The organism is Pseudonocardia acidicola, assembly GCF_012911935.1.
Taxonomy (GTDB): domain Bacteria; phylum Actinomycetota; class Actinomycetes; order Mycobacteriales; family Pseudonocardiaceae; genus Pseudonocardia; species Pseudonocardia acidicola.
The window spans coordinates 1-17,982 of record NZ_JAAXLA010000103.1 but is presented as its reverse complement, the minus strand read 5'-3'; the positions used below and the strand labels follow the sequence as shown (position 1 = coordinate 17,982).

Genomic DNA, 17,982 nt, shown 5'->3' with positions numbered 1-17,982 from the left:
CCACCAGCACGAACGGCACACCCCAGTTCGCGGTGATCGCGCGCAGGATCGTCGACTTCGACGTCCCCGGCGGGCCCTCCAGCAGGATGTCGCGGCCCGCGGACACCGCCGCCAGCACCAGGTCCAGTTCCCGGCGCCGGCCCACCACGCCCCCCGCGATCTCGTCGCGGCGGGCACCGCTGCTGGCCGGCGCCGAAGAGGGTGACGTCACAGGCGTCATCCGACCTTCTCGCAGAAGCCGGCGTCAACCCGCAGCTGGGTCCCCGTCACGTAGCGGGCCTCGTCGGAGGCCAGGAAGAGCACCGCGTTGGAGATGTCCACCGGCTCGACCCACGGGATCGGCAACGCGTTCATCGTGTTCCACGCCTCCGCGAAGTCCTCGCGGGTCACGGTTTCCAGATCGGGCCGGAAGAGCTTGTAGAGCATGTCGTTGTGCAGCAGGTTCGTGTCCACCGACGTCGGATGCACGGTGTTGACCCGGATCTTGTACTGGGAGACCTCGTTGACCAGCGAGCGCATCAGCCCGATCACAGCGTGCTTGGACGACGTGTAGTGCGAGAAGCCGGCGAAACCCCGGATCCCGGCCGTCGAGCTGGTGATGATGATCGACCCGCCGCGGCCGGCCTCGATCATCGACGGCAGTACCGCCTTGATCGTCCGCCAGACCCCGGTGAGGTTGACGTCGATCATGTCCTGCCACAGCTCGTCGGTGAGCTCCCAGGCCATCCCCCCGCTGAAGATGCCGGCGTTGGCGCACACGACGTCGATGTGCTCGAACTGGCTCAATCCCTCGCTGACGGCCGCAGCGAGTTGCGCGGAGTCGCGGACGTCGGCCTGCTGGGCGACCACCCGCCGGTCGAGTTCCTCGATCCGCTTGGCCGTCTCGTCGAGGTCGCCGGTCTTGGACATCGCGTAGGGCACCGAGTCGATCTGCTCGCACGAGTCGATCGCGATGACCTCCGCGCCCTCCTCGGCGAGCCGGATCGCGTGCGCCCGGCCCTGCCCCCGGGCCGCGCCCGTCACCAGCGCGACCTTGCCGTCCATCCGCCCCATTGCGTGCACCTCTCCCCATCGCGGCCGGCCCCGGCGCCGGTTGATCCGCTTCCGCATCGTCACCCGGCGGGGTGGCCGCGTCACCGCCTGCGGTCCGGGGCGGTTGTCGGGTTTTCCAAGATCGCCCCGGCCGGGTCGCCGGGTGCTGCGGCTGACGGGGCCGCCCCGGGACGGTGCCGCACCGGGTGTCACGCCCGGTCGGTGCCGCGCTGGAAGCGGCGGGTGCGGCTTGGGGAAGTCCACAAATCCTGCGCACCGGGCGGCGTGACCGGCCGCCGGACCGGCTCCAGGATCCGATCACGCAGCCCACCGCAGGCCCGGGAGACAGCCATGTCGACGAGCGACACCAGCATCGGCCTCTGGTACGACCTGCGGAACCCACAGCGGTGGCGCCGGCCCTTCAGCGGCCTCTACGCCGAGGTGCTCGACCAGATCGCCTGGGCGGAGGGGCTCGGGATCGGGTCGGTGTGGCTGACCGAGCACCACTTCTGCGACGACGGCTACACCCCGTCGCCGTTCGTGCTGGCCTCGGCGATCGGGCAGCGCACCAGCCGGCTGCGGATCGGGACCAACCTCGTCGTCTCCCCGCTGCACGACCCGGTGCGCCTCGCGGAGGACGCCGCGACGCTGTCACTGCTCACCGGCGGCAGGTTCGACCTCGGTATCGGCCAGGGCTACTGGCGGCGCGAGTTCGACGCGTTCGGCAAGGCGCTGACGAATCGGCCGAGCCTGCTCGAGGAGGGCGCCGCGATCATCCGGCGGGCCTGGTCGGGGTCGAGCGAGCCGTTCGAGGGCAAGCGCTACTCGCTGCCGGCGTTGCCGGTCACCCCGGTCCCGGAACAGCCGCCCGCGCTGCTCGTCGGGGCGATGCAACCGCCGGCCATCGCCCGCGCCGCACGGATCGCCGACGGGTTCCTCTCCACCCAGAACGCCCATCACGACACGTACCTCACGGCCGTCGCCGAGGCCGGCAAGCCGGTCGAGGACGCGCGGATCTACGCCGGCCAGTGGGCGATCATCGCCGAGGATCCCGAGAAGGAGTGGGCCCGGATCGGCCCGCATGCGCTCTACCAGCTCAACCAGTACATCGAGTGGGGGGCGTTCGGCCCGCCCGACGACGCGCCCCGCTTCCCCGACGCCGACGCCATCGTGGCGGCCGGGGCCTACCAGCTCTGGGACGCCGCGACGGCGGTCCGCGAGCTGACCGCACTGCTGCGGGACACGCCGCAGATCAAGGACGTGCACTTCTGGGCCCAACTGCCCGGAGAGAGCGTGGCGAGCGGGTCGGCCCGCATCGAGTACCTGGCCTCCACGGTCATCCCCGAGGTGCGGGCCGCGCTGAACGGCTGAGTGCCCCCCGACACCCGGATCCTCGAACCTTCCGCCGGGCCGACCCGGCCTCTACGGTCGACGGGAGGCCGGGTCACGAGGGTGGGCGATCCCGACATCGTCGTCGGGGTGGGGAGGGTCCCGCGATGACGAGCGCGGAAGCGGCCGATCGTTGGGATCCCGGACCGGCTGCGCCGCCCGCCGAGGCGCAGGACCGCTACCGGCACAGCCTGGCCGCGTTCGCCGAGGCGGGCGCCGAGGTGATCGCGTCGGGCAGCCTGGAGGACCTGCTGGCGCTGGTCGGCCGGCAGCTCTGCGAGCTGATCGGGGTCAAGCGCTGCTCGTCGTTCCTGCGCCGAGACGACGGCCGCTTCCAGGGCGTCGCGGGACACTCCGGCGGGGAGGACATCGGGCCGGCGATCCGCAAGCTGATCGCCGGGACCAGCGAGGACACCCTGACCCATGAGACGGTCGCGGTGCGCGCACCGGTGCTGGCCGCCGACGCACAGCACGACCCCCGCCCGGTGCGCCGTGCGATGCGGTTCTGGCGGGTGCGGGCGATCCTGTCGGTGCCGCTGGTCGTCGACGGCGAGGTCATCGGAATCGTCTACGTCGACGACGAGGACTCCGAGCACGAGTTCACCGCCGCCGACATCCAGCTCGCCGAGATGTTCGCCCGGCTCGCGGCGGTGATCGTCGGTCAGGCTGTGCAGACCGCCCGGTTGCGCCGCCAGGCCGGGCAGCTCGCCCGCCAGTGCAGCGTCGCCGACTACCTCGCCGAGGTGCACTCCCGGTTGACCGGTGCGGTGCTGGCCGGGGCCGACGTCGCCGCCGTCGTCGACCTGCTCTGCGAGCTCGCCGGCAAACCGGTGATCCTCTACGACGCGGGGCTGGAGGTCCGGGCCTGGGCGGCGCCCGCGGCGCTCAAGCTGGGCGAGGCACCCGGACTGCGGCCGGGGTTCCAGGCGCTGCCGGCGGTGCGCCGGGCCGTCGAGGAACTCGACGTCGGCCGGCCCTCGGCGATCGTCCCGCCGCAGCCGGCCGTCGGGTTGAGCCGGCGGCACCTGCTGTGCGTGCTGATGGTGGAGGGCCGGCGCTGCGGCTACCTCGACGTCGTCGAGATGGGCGGGGCACTCGGGCCGGTCGACAGCAAGCTGGCCGAGCACGGCGCGACGGTGCTGTCGCTGCAGCTCCTGTCCGAGCAGCGCCAGGCCGAGGCCGAGGGGCAGGCCCGCGACGACTTCCTGGCCGACCTGCTGCGCGGTGCCCGCGACGCCGGGCAGCTGGCCCGCCGCGCGCCGCAGTTCGGTGTGGATCTCTCGGAGCCGCACGTGCTGGTGCGGCTGTGCGCCGACGGGTCACCCCCGGACGAGGGGCCCGGCGAGCGGCCGACGCCGGGGCGTCGCAACCTCGTCGTGCGCGCTCTCGCCGAGGCCCTCGGCGTGCCCGAGCCCGCCGCGGTGGCGGTCCCGGGGGCGATGATCGTGCTGCTCCGGCTGCCGCGCGCCGCCGAGGCCGGGCTGCTCGACGACCTGCGCCGCCGGCTCGAGGCGATGGTGCGTGGCGCGGGACACCCGGACCGGATACCGGGTGTCCGCGTCGCGGTTGTCTCGACGGTCTGCCGGCGGGCCGGTGACTTCGCCGCCGCGCATCGCGAGCTCCGCGAGATCGACGAGCTGGCCCGGGCGTTCGGCTGGAACCGCGGCGTGCTCGCCGCAGCCGACCTGGGCGTGTTCCGGCTGGTGATCAACACCGATCGGGTGGCGGAGGCGCTCCGGTTCGCCGAGGACTACCTGCGTCCACTGCACGAGCACGACCGGCGGACCGGCGGGCGGCTGGTGGACACCCTGCGCGCCTACGTCGCCGCGACCGGGCAGGTGCGTGCCGCGGCCGAGGCGCTGGGCGTGCACGAGAACACCGTGCGCTACCGGCTGGCCCGGATCCGCGAGGTGGGCGGCCGGGACGTGCACGACCTCGACTCGCTGCTCGCCGCCCGGCTGGCGTTCCAGGTGCTGGATCTGGCCTCGGGCACCACACCCGGCTGAGTGCGTCAGGCCGCTCCGGGGGCGATCGGGCCGACGAACGAGCCGGGCCGGGTGGCGGAGTCCTGCCGGAGCACGGAGTCCCCGGTCGTCCACGGTGTGACCAGCTGGTGAGTATCGCCGGGTGGGGTGGTCACGACCTGGACCGGCACCCAGTTGCGCGAGCCCAGCGACCCCTCCGAGCCCGGCGTGTCCGTCAGGTAGGTGATGACGCTGTGCGCACTCTGCCGCGGAGCCAGAGTGATCCGCTGCTGGGCGGCGTCGGCCCCGGGGCGGCGCAGCGAGTAGGTCGTTCCGTTGGGGTCGCGCGGCCCGACGAGATCGACGCCGGGAACCCCGTACAGCTCGCACGGCTTCGCCGACGTGTTCGTGAAGACGAGCGGCACGGTGTACTGCCCGGCGGCGGCGTCGCCGGTGCGGTTGCCGAGGCGTACGGACAGATCGCCGGCGACGCAGCGCCGCACCGCTGCCGGGGACGCGGCGGCCGCTGATGTCGCGGCAGCGGCGCCTGCGGTGGCGGGCGGGTCTCCCGGTGCCGGTTCGGCGGTGCCTGCTGTCGGGCTGCCGCACCCGGCCAGCGCGGTGAGCAGCCCGACGGCCAGCGCGCAGATCCCGCTCGCCCTACGACGGCGCATCATGTCCTCCGATCGATCGCTCCGCCCGGACAGTAGGCCGGTATCCCGGTCGAGGGCCCGGCGCCGCGCGAACCGGCCGGAGATGATCACCCAGGCGGTGCGACCAGGACGGCGCCCGGGGCCACGCCGGGGTGCCGGTCGCGGTCAGCTCCCGGCCCGGGTGACCGTGAGCGCCACGGATCCGCGGTTGTTTCCGTACAGGCCCCAGGCGTCGTTGGCGAAGGCGTAGAGGTAGCCCGGCTTCAGCACGGTGAACCTGGTGTCCGTGCCGATGCCGAACCGGTCGTGTCGAGGCGGCTCGTCGGGTTCCGGCTGGATCGTCCAGTTGGCCACGACTCCGACCAGCGACATCCACGGCAGGTCCTCGGCGCGGCGGGTCGCGGGGAACTCGCCCAGCTCGTTCCCGGGGATCCGCTGGGCCAGCCGCTCCGCGACCCCGAGGGCCGACCCGGCCATGTGGGCCAGTTCCTCGGGGTGGAGACGGGAATCCGAGTGGCCGGCCGCGTCCGCCGGCATGCGGCCGTCGAGCCACTGGCCGGTGGCGGTGAACGCGTAGCCGCCCGGTTCCAGGTAGAGGCCTGTCGCGTTCCATTCCTGGCGGGCGAACACGTCGACCGTCGCCGATTCGCCGGGCCGCAGCACCCGGGTGGGCCAGTAGCGGGACGCGGTGATCGGCGGGTTGTCCTGCCGATCGAACGCGGACGAGTGCATGACGCCGGGCGAACGGTCACGGGCCACCACCGGCACCGCCCGGGGCTGCGGGGAGAGCTGCCGGTAGATCCCGGTGCAACTGTCGTGCAACACGTCGAGGTAGTCCGGCGCGATCTGGTCGACGGCGGTGGGACGGAACGCGAGGCCGGCGCTCTTCCCGGCCTCCTCGATCATCCAGCGCAGCGCGCCGTCGGACAGGCCGCTCTGCGGGTGCCCGCCCCCGACGTCGCTGTGATCACCGGGGAACCACACCTGGGCGACGTCCTGCCCGGGCTGCGGATCGGTCCACAACGTCGGGGTGAACGGGCCGCGGGTCTCGTCCATCGCGACCGCGTGCCGCCCGCAGCGGATCGACCGGCTCAGCGTGGTGTCGTGGAAGCGGTGCCGCAGGTCGCGGTTCAGCACCGCGATCAACCCGACGGTGTCGGGGATGCCGAGAGCGCCGACCGTGTCCCAGACCCCCACGAGGTGCACGGCGACCGGGGCGCCCTCCGGGCCGTGGTGGAACGGCCACCGGCCGGCCCAGCCCCGACCCGCACGGCGGTCCGTCGGGGGCCGGTACCCGACGTCGTAGGCGCGGTCGACCCGGCGCCACGCCTCCGCCGGGTCGGCGTCGGCGAGGTCGAGCAGGCCGCACGTGGCGATCATGCCGGCCAGGCTGCGGACGGTGTAGGCGCCGCGACTGAACCCGAACACCGAGATCCGGTCGCCGGGCCGGTAGTGCACGGCCAGCCAGTGGTAGGCGCTCATGATGTTGTGCGACAGCCCGACCCCGAGCCCGCCGGCCACGAGCCGGTCGATCCAGCTGCCGTCGGTTCCCACGCCGGGGTGGTAGTAGCGCACCTGCTCGTGGCCGTCGCCGTCCACGTCGTCGAGCGCGTTGTACAGCCGGACCACGTTGGTGGGTGTCGGGACGCGGGTGGTCTGCTGCTCGCGGGTGTTCCAGGTGCCGTCGCAGCACACGACGAGATGGCGCACGGAGCCTCCGCCCATCGGTCCGGCGGCGCACCCGGCGCCGCGGCGAAGCAGGTCCGCCGCTCGTGAGCGCCCTGCCCGTTGTCACGAACGGCACTTGCGTTCACATCTATGTCACGAAAGTGCCGTTCGTGACAACCTGCCGGAGGCGCCCGGTCAGGCCACCGGGACCACGTCCGGGGCGCCCATCCGGGCGGAGTCGGCCGTGGCGTCGTCGGGCATCCGCTGGCTCTCCCGTTCGGCCGCCACCCGGCCCTGGTAGTGCTCGATCTCCCGCTTGCGCTGCTCGTCGCTCCAGCCGAGCACCCCGCCCATCAGCCCCGCGGCGTCCTCGACGGCGCGCAGGCCGCGGTCGAACGTCTCGATGGAGATCCGGGTCCGCCGGGTCAGCACGTCGTCGAGGTGGCGGGCGCCCTCGTGCGACGCGGCGTAGACGACCTCGGCCCGGAGATAGTCCGACGCCCCGGTGAGCGGCTCGCCCAGACCGGGATCGGCCGCGACGAGGTCGAGCACCTCGTGGATGAGCGAGCCGTAGCGCCCCAGCAGGTGTTCGATCCGCTCCGGGTGCAGACCCGAGCGCTCGGCCAGCCCGGCGCGGCCGTTGCGCAGCGCCGAGAACCCCTCGGCGCCCAGCAGCGGGACGTTCTCCGTGATCGACGGCGGCACCTTCCGGTCCAGGCTGTGCACCGCCTGGTCGACGGCGTCGCGGGCCATCACCCGGTACGTCGTGTACTTGCCGCCCGCCACCACGGTCAGCCCCGGCGCGGGGGAGGCCACGGCGTGCTCGCGGGACAGCTTCGACGTCGACTCCGACTCGCCTGCCAGCAGCGGGCGCAGCCCGGCGTACACCCCCTCGACGTCGTCGCGGCTCAGCGGCTGTTCCAGCACCGCGTTGACGTGCTGGAGCAGGTAGTCGATGTCCGACGCGCTGGCCGCCGGATGTGCCTTGTCGAGCTCCCAGTCCGTGTCGGTGGTGCCGATGATCCAGTGTCGCCCCCACGGGATCACGAACAGCACGGACTTCTCGGTGCGCAGGATCAGCCCGGAGTCCGAGCGGATCCGGTCCCGCGGGACCACCAGGTGGATGCCCTTGCTCGCCCGGACGTGGAACTTCCCGCGTTCGCCGGCCAGGGCCTGGGTCTCGTCGGTCCACACGCCGGTCGCGTTGATCACCTGCTTGGCGCGGACCTGGATCCGGTCGCCGGACTCCAGGTCGTGCACCTCCGCCCCGGTGACCCGCCCGCCCTCACGGAGCAGCCCGACCACCCGGGCCCGGGACGCGATGTGCGCCCCGTAGGAGGCGGCGGTGCGGGCCAGGAACATCGTGTGCCGTGCGTCGTCGACCTGCGCGTCGTAGTACTGCAGCGCGCCCACCAACGAATCGGGGCGCAGCGCCGGGACGATCTTGAGAGCTCCGCGCCGGGTGAGGTGCCGGTGGTGCGGCACCCCGCGGGCCCGGCGCGAGAGCAACCCGAGGGTGTCGTAGAGGGCGACGCCGGTGCCGGCGTAGAGCCGTTCCCAGCCGCGGTGCTGCAACGGGTAGATGAACGGCACCGGGCGGACCAGGTGCGGCGCCAGCCGGTCGATCAGCAGCCCGCGTTCCTGCAGCGCCTCGGCGACGAGCCGGAAGTCCAGCATCTCCAGGTAGCGCAGGCCACCGTGGATGAGCTTGCTGGAGCGGCTCGAGGTGCCGGACGCGAAGTCCCGTGCCTCGACGAGTCCGACGCGGAGCCCGCGGGTGGCGGCGTCGAGGGCGCTCCCGGCACCCACGACGCCGCCGCCGATCACGAGGACGTCGAGCTCGGTCGACCCCATGGCCTCCAGCGCGCTGGTCCGGGCCTCCGGGGAGAGCGCGACCGATCTCATGGTGAACCTTTCCGTGTGTGGGTCTCGGGACCGGGTCAGTCGACGTCGACCCAGTCGAGGGTGCGCTGCACCGCCTTCTTCCACCGTGCGTACCCGGTGTCGCGCTGTTCCTCGCTCCACTGCGGGGCCCAGCGCTTGGCCTCGTTCCAGTTCTCGCGCAGCTCGTCGGTCGACTTCCAGAACCCGACGGCGAGCCCGGCGGCGTAGGCCGCCCCCAGCGCGGTCGTCTCGGCGACGACCGGGCGGCTGACCGGCACGCCGAGCACGTCGGCCTGGATCTGCATGCACAGCTCGTTGGCGGTGACGCCGCCGTCGACCTTGAGTACGCCCAGGTGCACCCCGGAGTCCTGCTCCATGGCCTCGGCCACGTCACGGCTCTGGTAGCAGATCGCCTCCAGGGTGGCCCGCGCCAGGTGCGCGTTGGTGTTGAAGCGCGACAGCCCGACGATCGCGCCGCGCGCGTCCGAGCGCCAGTACGGCGCGAACAGCCCGGAGAACGCCGGCACGAAGTACACCCCGCCGTTGTCCTCGACCTGCCGGGCCAGCGACTCGCTCTGCGCGGCGCCGGAGATGATGCCGAGCTGGTCGCGCAGCCACTGCACCGCTGAGCCGGTGACCGCGATCGAACCCTCCAGGGCGTAGACCGTCGGCTCGTCGTTGAACTTGTAGCAGACCGTGGTGAGCAGGCCGGACTTCGACCGGACCAGCTCGGTGCCCGTGTTCAGCAGCATGAAGTTGCCCGTGCCGTAGGTGTTCTTCGCCTCGCCGGGGGCGAAGCACACCTGGCCGACGGTGGCGGCCTGCTGGTCGCCGAGGTCACCGGTGATCGGGACCTCGCCACCGAGCGGACCGGCCGCCAGCGTGGTGCCGTAGCACTCCGGGCAGGAGCTGGGCTTGATCTCGGGCAGCATCGAGCGCGGAATGCCGAAGAAGCCGAGCAGCTCGTCGTCCCAGTCCAGGGTCTCGAGGTTCATCAGCATGGTGCGGCTGGCGTTGGTGGGGTCGGTGATGTGCACCCCGCCGTCGCGGCCGCCGGTGAGGTTCCACAGCAGCCAGGTGTCGGTGTTGCCGAAGATCGCGTCGCCGCGCTCGGCCGCCTCGCGGGCGCCGTCGACGTTCTCCAGGATCCACTGGATCTTGCCGCCGGAGAAGTAGGTGGCGGGCGGGAGGCCCGCCTTCTGCCGGATGACGTCGCCGCGACCGTCCCGGTCGAGCGCCGAGGCGATCCGGTCGGTGCGGGTGTCCTGCCAGACGATCGCGTTGTACAGCGGACGGCCGGTGCGCCGGTCCCAGACGACCGTGGTCTCGCGCTGGTTGGTGATGCCCAGCGCAACGAGGTCGGATGCGGACAGCCCGGTCTTGTTGAGCGCGGTCTGCAGGACCGCGGACGTGCGCTCCCAGATCTCGACGGGGTTGTGCTCCACCCAGCCCGCCTGCGGCAGGATCTGCTGGTGTTCGAGCTGGTGGCGACCGACCTCGTTGCCGCCGTGATCGAAGATCATGAAGCGGGTGCTGGTCGTCCCCTGGTCGATGGCGCCGATGAACTCAGCCATGGTCTCTTCTCCGTTTGCTCGTCAGGACGGGTTCACCGGGTTGCGCGACGGCTGCGGCTCGGGGTGTTCGACGATGCCGGTCGACTGGATGAATTCCTGTTCCTCTTCGCTCGGCAGGTAGCGCTCGATGAGCAGGACGAACAGTCCACCGCCGATCAGCCCGCCGATGATCGGGGCGATGATCGGTAGCCAGAAGTACAGATTGCCGTGCTGGTCGTACATCGCGGTGCTGTAACCGGTGAGCAGCGAGCCCAGCCGCGGGCCGAAGTCACGGGCCGGGTTGATGGCGTAACCGGCGTTGGTGCCCCACGCCATGCCGATGCCGACGACGAGGAACCCGATGATGAACGGGGTCATGTTCGCCAGCGGCGGGTTGTTCACGGCCGAGACGAGCGCGAAGACGACGAAGATCAGGATGGCCGTCCCGACGATCTGGTCGAGGAAGGCGGTCGGGATGCCGATGCCGTCCACGCCGTTGCCCGGCAGGGTCGAGAAGATGCCCTGGGTCTTGATGGTGTGGCCGGGGTCGACTTTCCTGATCGCGTCGGCGTAGACGACGCGGACGATGAGTGAGGCCACGAACGCGCCCAGAAACTGGGCCACGATGTACGGGAGCACCTTGCGCCAGGGGAACCCCTTGTAGGTGGCGAAGGCGATGGTGACCGCGGGGTTGATGTGCGCCCCGCTCAGCCGGCCCGCCACGTACACACCCATGGTTACACCGATGCCCCACGCCCACGCGATCGAGTCGTGGCCGCCGAGGCTCTTGTCGGGCGACGTCACCACCTGGGCGACGACCCCGGTTCCGAACAGGATGAGGATCATGGTGCCGGCGAACTCGGCACTGAGCTCCCCGAAGAGTGTCTTCCGCATTGGGCCCTCCCTTGGGTTCCAGTGGCGGCTGGCGAATGACGCTAGGAACCGGTTGTGACGAGAGCAACCGCCGTAGTTCGTCAATGTCGAATCCGGAACGCCGAACGGGTCACACCGCAGCTACCCTGCGAAGGTGCCCGGCTCCATTCAGACCATCGAACGGGCAGCTGCGGTCCTGCGGCTGCTCGCGAGCACGGGACGCCCCCTCGCGCTCGCCGAGATCGCGGCGGCGCTCGACCTCCCCCGCCCCACCGCACACGGGATCGTCCGGACGCTACGCGAGGTCGGCTTCGTCGACCAGGACGCGCCGAGCGCGCAGTACCGCCTCGGCGAGGGACTGCACCAGCTGCACACCGAGGGCTGGGACCGCCACGACCTGCGCGCACGCTCGATGAACTGGGCCGACGCGCTGGCCGGCAGCACCGGCTGCGCGGTGCACGTCGGAGTCTCGACCGGTCGTGCGGTGAGCCTGGTGCATCACGTGTTCCGGCCCGACGGCTCCCCGCAGCGGCTGCGCATCAACGAGGAGCAGCCGTTGCACGCGACCGCGCCGGGCAAGTGCCTGCTCGCGTTCGCTCCCGTCGTCACCCCCACGCTGCGCGAGCTGGACCTGCAGCGCTACACCGGGCGGACGTGCACGAGCAGCGCCGCGCTGGAGCTGCACCTCGCCTCGGCCCGGCGCCGAGGGTGTGCCACCGACGTCGGTGAGTTCGAGACGGGCATCGGCGGTGCCGCGGTGCCGCTGCGCAGCGCCGGTGGACTCACGGTCGGGGCGCTGGGTATCGGGGGGCCGGTGGAGCAGCTGTTCGGTTCCGGTGGCGAGCCGCGGCCACGGCTGGTTGCCGAACTCGTCGCCGCCGCCCGCGAGATCTCGGTGACGCTGGGGCACACGTGAGGGGTGACCGCTGATGGAGCGGGTCGTCGCCGCCATCGACCAGGGCACCACGTCCACCCGCTGCCTGCTGTTCAACCGGTCCGGCCGGATGCTCGCCGTGGCCCAGCGCGAGCACCGTCAGTACTATCCGCGGCCCGGCCGGGTCGAGCACGACGCCGAGGAGATCTGGCGCAACGTCGCCCGCATCGTCCCCGCGGCGCTGAAGCGGGCCGGGCTGGGCCCGGAGAACATCGCTGCGCTGGGGATCGCCAACCAGCGTGAGACGACCGTGATCTGGAACCGGCACAGCGGGTTGCCGCTGGCCCGGGCCATCACCTGGCAGGACACCCGGACCGACGGGCTCGTCGCGCAGCTGACCGCTGACGGGCACGCACCGCTGTTCGCCCAGGTCAGCGGGCTGGCCCCGGCCACCTACTTCGCCGGGCCGCGGCTGCGCTGGCTGCTGGACAAGGTGCCGGGGGCCCGCGAGGGAGCGGAGGCCGGCGACGTCCTGTTCGGGACGATGGAGAGCTGGTTGATCTGGCGGCTGACCGGCGGGCCGGACGGCGGCCGGCACGTCACCGACGTGACCAACGCCAGCCGCACCATGCTGATGGACATCCGCTCGCTGGAGTGGTCCCAGCCGCTGCTGGACGCGCTCGGGGTGCCGCGCCGGATGCTGCCGGAGATCCGGCCGAACGCCGAGGTCTACGGCACGGCCGCCGCGGTACTGCCGGGCGTCCCGGTCGCCGGCGCGCTCGGCGATCAGCAGGCCGCGCTCGTCGGGCAGACGTGCTTCGCCACCGGCGAGGCCAAGTGCACCTACGGCACCGGGGCGTTCCTGCTGATGAACACCGGTCAGCGGATGGCGGAGTCGACGCACGGGCTCATCCCGACGGTCGGTTACCTGCTCGGCGACGCGCCGGTGTACGCGCTCGAGGGCTCGATCGCGATGACCGGCTCGCTGGTGCAGTGGTTCCGCGACTCCCTGGGCATGATCGCGACCGCGGCCCAGATCGAGACGCTGGCCGGCACGGTCCCGGACAACGGTGGCTGCTACATCGTCCCGGCGTTCTCCGGGCTCTACGCGCCGCGCTGGCACCCGGATGCGCGCGGGGTGATGGTCGGGCTCACCTCCTACATCAACCGGGGGCATCTGGCCCGCGCCGTGCTCGAGGCCACCGGGTGGCAGACCCGTGAGGTCGTCGATGCGATGAACGCCGACTCGGGCGTGCCGGTGACCCGGCTGAAGGTCGACGGCGGGATGACGGCCAACCACCTGCTCATGCAGTTCGTGGCCGACGTGCTCGACGTGCCGGTCGAGCGGCCGCTCGGGTCGGAGGCGGTGTCGCTGGGGGCGGCCTACGCTGCGGGACTGGCCGTCGGGTACTGGGCGGACTTGGAGGTGCTGCGCGGCAACTGGCACCGGGCGGCCGCGTGGGAACCGGCGATGGATCCAGCGCTGCGACGCTCCGAGCACGAGAACTGGGGCCGGGCGGTCAACCGCAGCTACGGCTGGGTGCGCTCCGACGCCCCCTGACCCGCCTCGCCCGTGTGGGTGTGCCAGTCGGTCAGCGCGTGGGGCAAGGGGCTGGATTCCGACTCCACGAACCTCGCGAGCGCGCGGGCGCTGTCGAGGAACTGCGCGGGGAAGACGATGGTGGAGTTCTTCTCGATGGCGATCTCGGCGAGCACCTGCAGGTTCCGCAGCTGGAGTGCGACGGGATGCGCAGCGATCACATCGGCGGCCTCGGCGAGCTTGCCGGCGCTGAGGGCCTCCCCCTCGGCTGCGATGATCTTGGCTCGCTTCTCCCGCTCCGCCTCGGCCTGGCGGGCCATCGCCCGCTGCATCGACTGCGGCAGCTCGATGTCCTTGAGCTCGACGAGCTGCACGTAGACACCCCAGGGACTGGTCAGCTCGTCCAGCACGGTCTTGATCGCCTTGTTGAGCGTCTCGGTCTCGGAGAGCACCTGGTCGAGCAGGGAGCGGCCCACCACGTTGCGCACGGTGGTCTGCGCGATCTCATACACCGCCCGATCGACGTCGGTGATCTCCAGAATCGACTTCACCGCGTCGGTTCGCCGGTAGTAGGCCACCGCGGCGACGCCGATGGAGACGTTGTCCTTCGTGATGATCTGCTGGGACTGGATGGGCATGGTGACCGTGCGCAGGCTGACCTTCTGCATCCGGTCCACCAGCGGGATCATGAAGTGCACTCCGGGGCCGCGGACGTTGTGCAGCCTTCCGAACCGGAAGACCACACCGCTTTCGTACTGCCGCACGATGGCGACACCGAGGTTGGCCACAGAGACCGCCGCCTTCGTTGCGTCCTGACCGAGACTTCCGACGGCGACCCGCCCCTGCCAGGGGCGAACGTCCCTCGCCGTGCGCCGACCCCACACTTCTCGCGGAGCAGCGCGACTCCGGGCGGCGGCTCCTGCGGATCGAGCTGCTCGATCGGGGCGTGATCGCCGGAGACTAGTGTCCGGCTCGATGCCGCGATCCGGCTCTGCCCGGCCCGGCGAACAGAACAGGAGATGGAGATGTCCGGACCCACCGCGGGTGACGGAACACAGGCGCCGCTGGCCGGGCGCACCGCACTCGTGACCGGCGGGTCGCGCGGGGTGGGCCGGGCCATCGCACTCCGGCTGGCCGCCGGTGGCGCCACGGTCGCGGTGAACTACCGCCGTGACGAGAGCGCCGCCGCGGACGTCGTCGCCGCCATCCGGGCGGGCGGCGGGACGGCGCGCGCCTATCGTGCCGCGGTGGACGACCCCGGCGCGGTCACGGGCATGGCCGAGCGGATCGCCGCCGAACTCGGGCCCGTCGATCTGCTGGTCAGCAACGCCGGAACGGCGAGTCGGGGCACCGCAATCGCCGACACCGGCGACGAGGAGTACCTGCGGCTGCTCCGGGTGCACGTGCTGGGGCCGTTGACCCTGGTCCGGGCGTTGTTGCCCGGCATGCGCGCGGCCGGGCGCGCGGACGTCGTCGTGGTGTCGAGCGCGATCGTCGAGCACGCGCCCGCGAACGGAGCCGCCTACACGATGGCCAAGGCCGCGCTCGAGGCCGCTGCGCGCACGCTCGCCCGCGAGGAACGGGCGCACGGGATCCGGGTCAACGTCGTGGCGCCCGGGCTGGTCGTCACGGACATGGGCGCGCGGCTCGTCGCGGCCACCGGAGGCGGCGCGACGATCAGCGAGCTGGACGCCACGTACCCGTTCGGCCGGGTCGCCCGGCCCGAGGACGTCGCCGGGGTCGTCGCGTTCCTCGCCTCGCCGGAGGCCGGGTACCTCACCGGGCAGCGACTGCAGGTCGACGGGGGCGGCCCGGACGCCCCGATGGTCGTGACCCCGCCGCGGGCCGCGTCCTGATCCGGGTCGGCGCGATGGTTCCCGGCGTGCACCGCATCCCGCTGTCGCAGCAGGCGACTACCTCGTGTGTCCGTACCCCCCGCCTCCGAGATCGGCCGCGCCGGTCGAACTGATGGGGCCGAGGTCGTGGGCGGACGACCCCGGGGCCGGCGTCGCGGCGTACCCGCCCATGCCGAGGACGGCGGCGATCGCGGCGATCGAACCGATGACCGCGGGGCGCACCCGGCTCCGCCGGGCGGCCCGGCGCTGCAAGGTGGGTACGGCGGTGTCGCCGCCGTCACGGGCCCGGGCGGCGACGGTCACCGGTGCCGGTCGCACCACGCGTCTGCGGGAGACCGGTGCGGCGGCGGTCACCACCGCCGGTCGGACCGGTTCGATCAGCGGCCGGGCCGGGCGAGCGGCCGCGATGCCCGCCGCACCCGATGCGGCGGCCACGGCCGGGTGCGGGCCGGTGAGGACGGGCAGCCTCAGCCGGGCGGAGATCGCCTCCACGATCAGCGGCGTCGCGGACGCGCCGCCGGTCAGGGCGACGGCGTCGACGACCAAGCCGCCGGCCCGGGCCCCGTCCACGGTGCGGGCGACGGCGGCGGTGCCGCGCACCACCGGCTCGCGAATCAGGGACTCGAACTCCGGCCGTGTGAGCCGTAGACGGCGCTCGAACCCGCGCAGCGCGACCGGTACGACGGCGGACGTCTCCCGGGACAGCTGCTCGCGTGCCGCACGGCAGCGGGCCGCGAGCTCGCGCAGCCACGGCCAGTTGGCGGAGTCGCCGGGGTCGAGCGCGGGCACCTCGCTGCGCACCTGCTCCACGACGTACGCGGCGACGGCTCGGTCGAGGACGGTGCCGCTGAGCTCCTCGGTGCAAGCGGCCGGCCGTACGTGAACGGGCCCGCCCTCGGACCGGTGGATGAGTGCGAGATCGGTGAACCGGTCGCCGACGTCGACGAGCGCGACCGTCCGTGCGAAACCGACCCCGGGTGCCGACTCGACGGTGGTGAAGGCGGCCTCGGCTGCCGTCACCAGTGAAACCCCGTCCCCCGCGAAGCCCACCCCGGCCAGTGCGGACCTGAGCTCGGCGATCTCATGGTCACCCCAGGCCGACGGGTGGGCGATGGTGACGTGAGCTCTCCCGCCGGCTGCTCGCTCGCGGACGATGCAGGCTACGGCGATCGCGACCAGTTCGGCTCCAGAACATGTACTGCCGTCGCGTCCGATGACCGGGACGGGATCGCCGACGCGGCGGGTGAAGTCGTGGAACAGGCCTCCCGGGCGGACCGCGGCAAGGCGTTCCGCAGTGATGCCGAGGACAGCGAACCCGTCCATCGGAACGAGGAGGGCGGATCGTGTCCGGGTGACCGGGGAGCAGGGCCTCATCGATCCCGATCCATATTCCGCGCAGGTGATGAAATTCGCCCCGAGGTTGATTCCGAGAAATCGGTCCATTGCTGCGGCGCCCCATCCTGAAGGTCTCTTCCGGCTGATGACCGGGCCTCGCGCGGAGGCGTGAGGGGTCCATAGAGGACGGCCGCCGCGTGCTGTTGCTGACCATAACGGCAGGCATCTTTCAGGGGGCTGATCGTCCACTGTGTGGATCCTATGAGCCTGCCAGGGTTGCTCGCCGCGCAGAGCGACATCCCACACCGCTCATAAGTTCGCCCCAGGAATGGTCTCTAGTTTCTTCCCTGAACCGCTCCGGAATGGGGCATCGGAAATGACGGGAGAGCGGAATGACGCTTGCTTTCAGTGCTGACGGACTGATGGATGCGGAGGGGCGGGCCGACGGGCCGGGCCACCCGGGCCGTGCGCCGCAGCCCGACCATGAACCGAACCGGCACATCTCTGCGTGGCCGGGAGGCCACGACGTCCCGGCGGGCGTTCAGGCGCCCCCTGCCGACTTCGGCCCGGCGTTCCGGTGGGGCGCCCAGGCCGGCCACGATGTGCCGGACGCCCGGTTCCCGCATCCCGGCTGGAGTGACGGCCGCCCCGGCGACGGATGGGCCGACGCCCGGGCGGATCGGCGCGACCGCGACGGAGAGCACCACCGTCACCGCCACCACCACGACGCCTACGTCAACCACGCCGATCACGCCGGCGCGGGCGCACCGGCCGTCGCGGCGACCTGGACCGGCCAGGACGTCCAGGTGGATCACCGTGACGCTCGTGTCTGGAACACCCACAACGACGCCGATCACGACGTCCGGGCCGGGTGGGACGGCCAGCGTGGCGACGGTGAGCACCGGGCCGGGATCGAGCGGGACGACCGTTTCGACCAGCGGGACCACCGCTGGCAGGGCGACCGGGATGACCACCGGGGGCAGGCCGACCGGGGCGAGCACCGGGGTCAGGGCGTCCGGGATGACCACCGGGGGCAGGGCGATCAGGGCGAGCACCGGGGTCAGGGTGATCGGGATGAGCACCGGGGGCAGGCCGACCGGGGCGAGCACCGGGGTCAGGGTGATCGGGATGAGCACCGGGGGCAGGCCGACCGGGGCGAGCACCGGGGTCAGGGTGGTCAGGGCGAGCACCGGGGTCAGGGTGGTCAGGGCGAGCACCGGGGTCAGGGTGGTCAGGGCGAGCACCGGGGTCAGGGTGATCGGGGCGAGCACCGGGGTCAGGGTGATCGGGGCGAGCACCGGGGTCAGGGTGATCGGGGCGAGCACCGGGGTCAGGGTGATCGGGGCGAGCACCGGGGTCAG

14 protein-coding genes and 1 pseudogene are annotated in these 17,982 nt (G+C 72.3%); 5 read left to right on the top strand and 10 right to left on the bottom strand.

Annotated features, from left to right (window positions below; translation table 11 throughout):
• Together HF526_RS31750 and HF526_RS31745 are read right to left on the bottom strand one after the other, a co-directional pair.
• Window positions 1-220 (bottom strand): annotated as a pseudogene (locus HF526_RS31750) (AAA family ATPase); the annotation flags it as partial.
• A complete protein-coding gene (locus HF526_RS31745) occupies window positions 217-1,053 on the bottom strand; it encodes a mycofactocin-coupled SDR family oxidoreductase (RefSeq protein WP_169385348.1) in 837 nt (278 codons plus the stop codon). The pseudogene HF526_RS31750 and the gene HF526_RS31745, both read right to left, overlap by 4 nt.
• Before the next feature lie 330 nt (window positions 1,054-1,383).
• Between HF526_RS31745 and HF526_RS31740 the strand changes: the two genes are divergently transcribed.
• Entirely contained in the window at window positions 1,384-2,403 is a 1,020-nt protein-coding gene (locus HF526_RS31740; RefSeq protein ID WP_169385347.1) for an LLM class flavin-dependent oxidoreductase, read from the top strand.
• Window positions 2,404-2,528: 125 nt separating this feature from the next.
• Complete coding sequence (locus tag HF526_RS31735) at window positions 2,529-4,427, top strand: helix-turn-helix domain-containing protein (RefSeq protein ID WP_169385346.1); 1,899 nt, start codon at window positions 2,529-2,531, stop codon at window positions 4,425-4,427.
• A gap of 5 nt (window positions 4,428-4,432) precedes the next feature.
• On the opposite strand, the gene HF526_RS31730 is transcribed toward HF526_RS31735, so the two are convergent.
• The 5 genes from HF526_RS31730 to HF526_RS31710 all read right to left on the bottom strand — a co-directional run bounded on the left by HF526_RS31730 (window position 4,433) and on the right by HF526_RS31710 (window position 11,037).
• Complete coding sequence (locus tag HF526_RS31730) at window positions 4,433-5,059, bottom strand: DUF4232 domain-containing protein (protein WP_169385345.1); 627 nt, start codon at window positions 5,057-5,059, stop codon at window positions 4,433-4,435.
• A gap of 144 nt (window positions 5,060-5,203) precedes the next feature.
• Window positions 5,204-6,748, bottom strand: a complete 1,545-nt coding sequence (locus HF526_RS31725) for a phospholipase effector Tle1 domain-containing protein (RefSeq protein WP_169385344.1) — start codon at window positions 6,746-6,748, stop codon at window positions 5,204-5,206.
• Between the two features lie 153 nt (window positions 6,749-6,901).
• A complete protein-coding gene (locus HF526_RS31720) occupies window positions 6,902-8,611 on the bottom strand; it encodes a glycerol-3-phosphate dehydrogenase/oxidase (RefSeq protein ID WP_169385343.1) in 1,710 nt (569 codons plus the stop codon).
• Window positions 8,612-8,646: 35 nt separating this feature from the next.
• Window positions 8,647-10,164 (bottom strand): glycerol kinase GlpK, encoded by a 1,518-nt coding sequence (glpK, locus tag HF526_RS31715; protein ID WP_169385342.1) that lies wholly within the window; start codon window positions 10,162-10,164, stop codon window positions 8,647-8,649.
• A gap of 21 nt (window positions 10,165-10,185) precedes the next feature.
• Window positions 10,186-11,037 carry an MIP/aquaporin family protein gene (locus tag HF526_RS31710; protein ID WP_169385341.1) on the bottom strand — a complete coding sequence of 284 codons (852 nt, stop codon included), beginning with the start codon at window positions 11,035-11,037 and terminating at the stop codon, window positions 10,186-10,188.
• A 133-nt stretch (window positions 11,038-11,170) separates the two neighbouring features.
• Between HF526_RS31710 and HF526_RS31705 the strand changes: the two genes are divergently transcribed.
• Together HF526_RS31705 and glpK (HF526_RS31700) are read left to right on the top strand one after the other, a co-directional pair.
• The gene (locus HF526_RS31705) at window positions 11,171-11,932 is read left to right on the top strand and encodes an IclR family transcriptional regulator domain-containing protein (RefSeq protein ID WP_169385340.1); all 762 of its coding nucleotides are present in this window, start codon (window positions 11,171-11,173) and stop codon (window positions 11,930-11,932) included.
• A gap of 10 nt (window positions 11,933-11,942) precedes the next feature.
• On the top strand, window positions 11,943-13,451 hold the full coding sequence (gene glpK / locus HF526_RS31700) for a glycerol kinase GlpK (RefSeq protein WP_169385349.1): 1,509 nt from the start codon (window positions 11,943-11,945) through the stop codon (window positions 13,449-13,451).
• On the opposite strand, the gene HF526_RS31695 is transcribed toward glpK (HF526_RS31700), so the two are convergent.
• Window positions 13,421-14,218, bottom strand: a complete 798-nt coding sequence (locus HF526_RS31695; protein WP_169385339.1) for an SPFH domain-containing protein — start codon at window positions 14,216-14,218, stop codon at window positions 13,421-13,423. The two genes, glpK (HF526_RS31700) and HF526_RS31695, sit on opposite strands and share 31 nt — an antisense overlap.
• A 237-nt stretch (window positions 14,219-14,455) precedes the next feature.
• On the opposite strand from HF526_RS31695, the gene HF526_RS31690 reads away from it, so the two are divergent.
• Complete coding sequence (locus tag HF526_RS31690; RefSeq protein ID WP_169385338.1) at window positions 14,456-15,286, top strand: SDR family NAD(P)-dependent oxidoreductase; 831 nt, start codon at window positions 14,456-14,458, stop codon at window positions 15,284-15,286.
• 57 nt (window positions 15,287-15,343) lie between these two features.
• On the opposite strand, the gene HF526_RS31685 is transcribed toward HF526_RS31690, so the two are convergent.
• Together HF526_RS31685 and HF526_RS31680 are read right to left on the bottom strand one after the other, a co-directional pair.
• The gene (locus tag HF526_RS31685) at window positions 15,344-16,609 is read right to left on the bottom strand and encodes an Hsp70 family protein (protein WP_169385337.1); all 1,266 of its coding nucleotides are present in this window, start codon (window positions 16,607-16,609) and stop codon (window positions 15,344-15,346) included.
• Between the two features lie 347 nt (window positions 16,610-16,956).
• The coding region (locus tag HF526_RS31680) for a hypothetical protein (protein ID WP_211178104.1) at window positions 16,957-17,982 on the bottom strand (1,026 nt) is incomplete at its 5' end.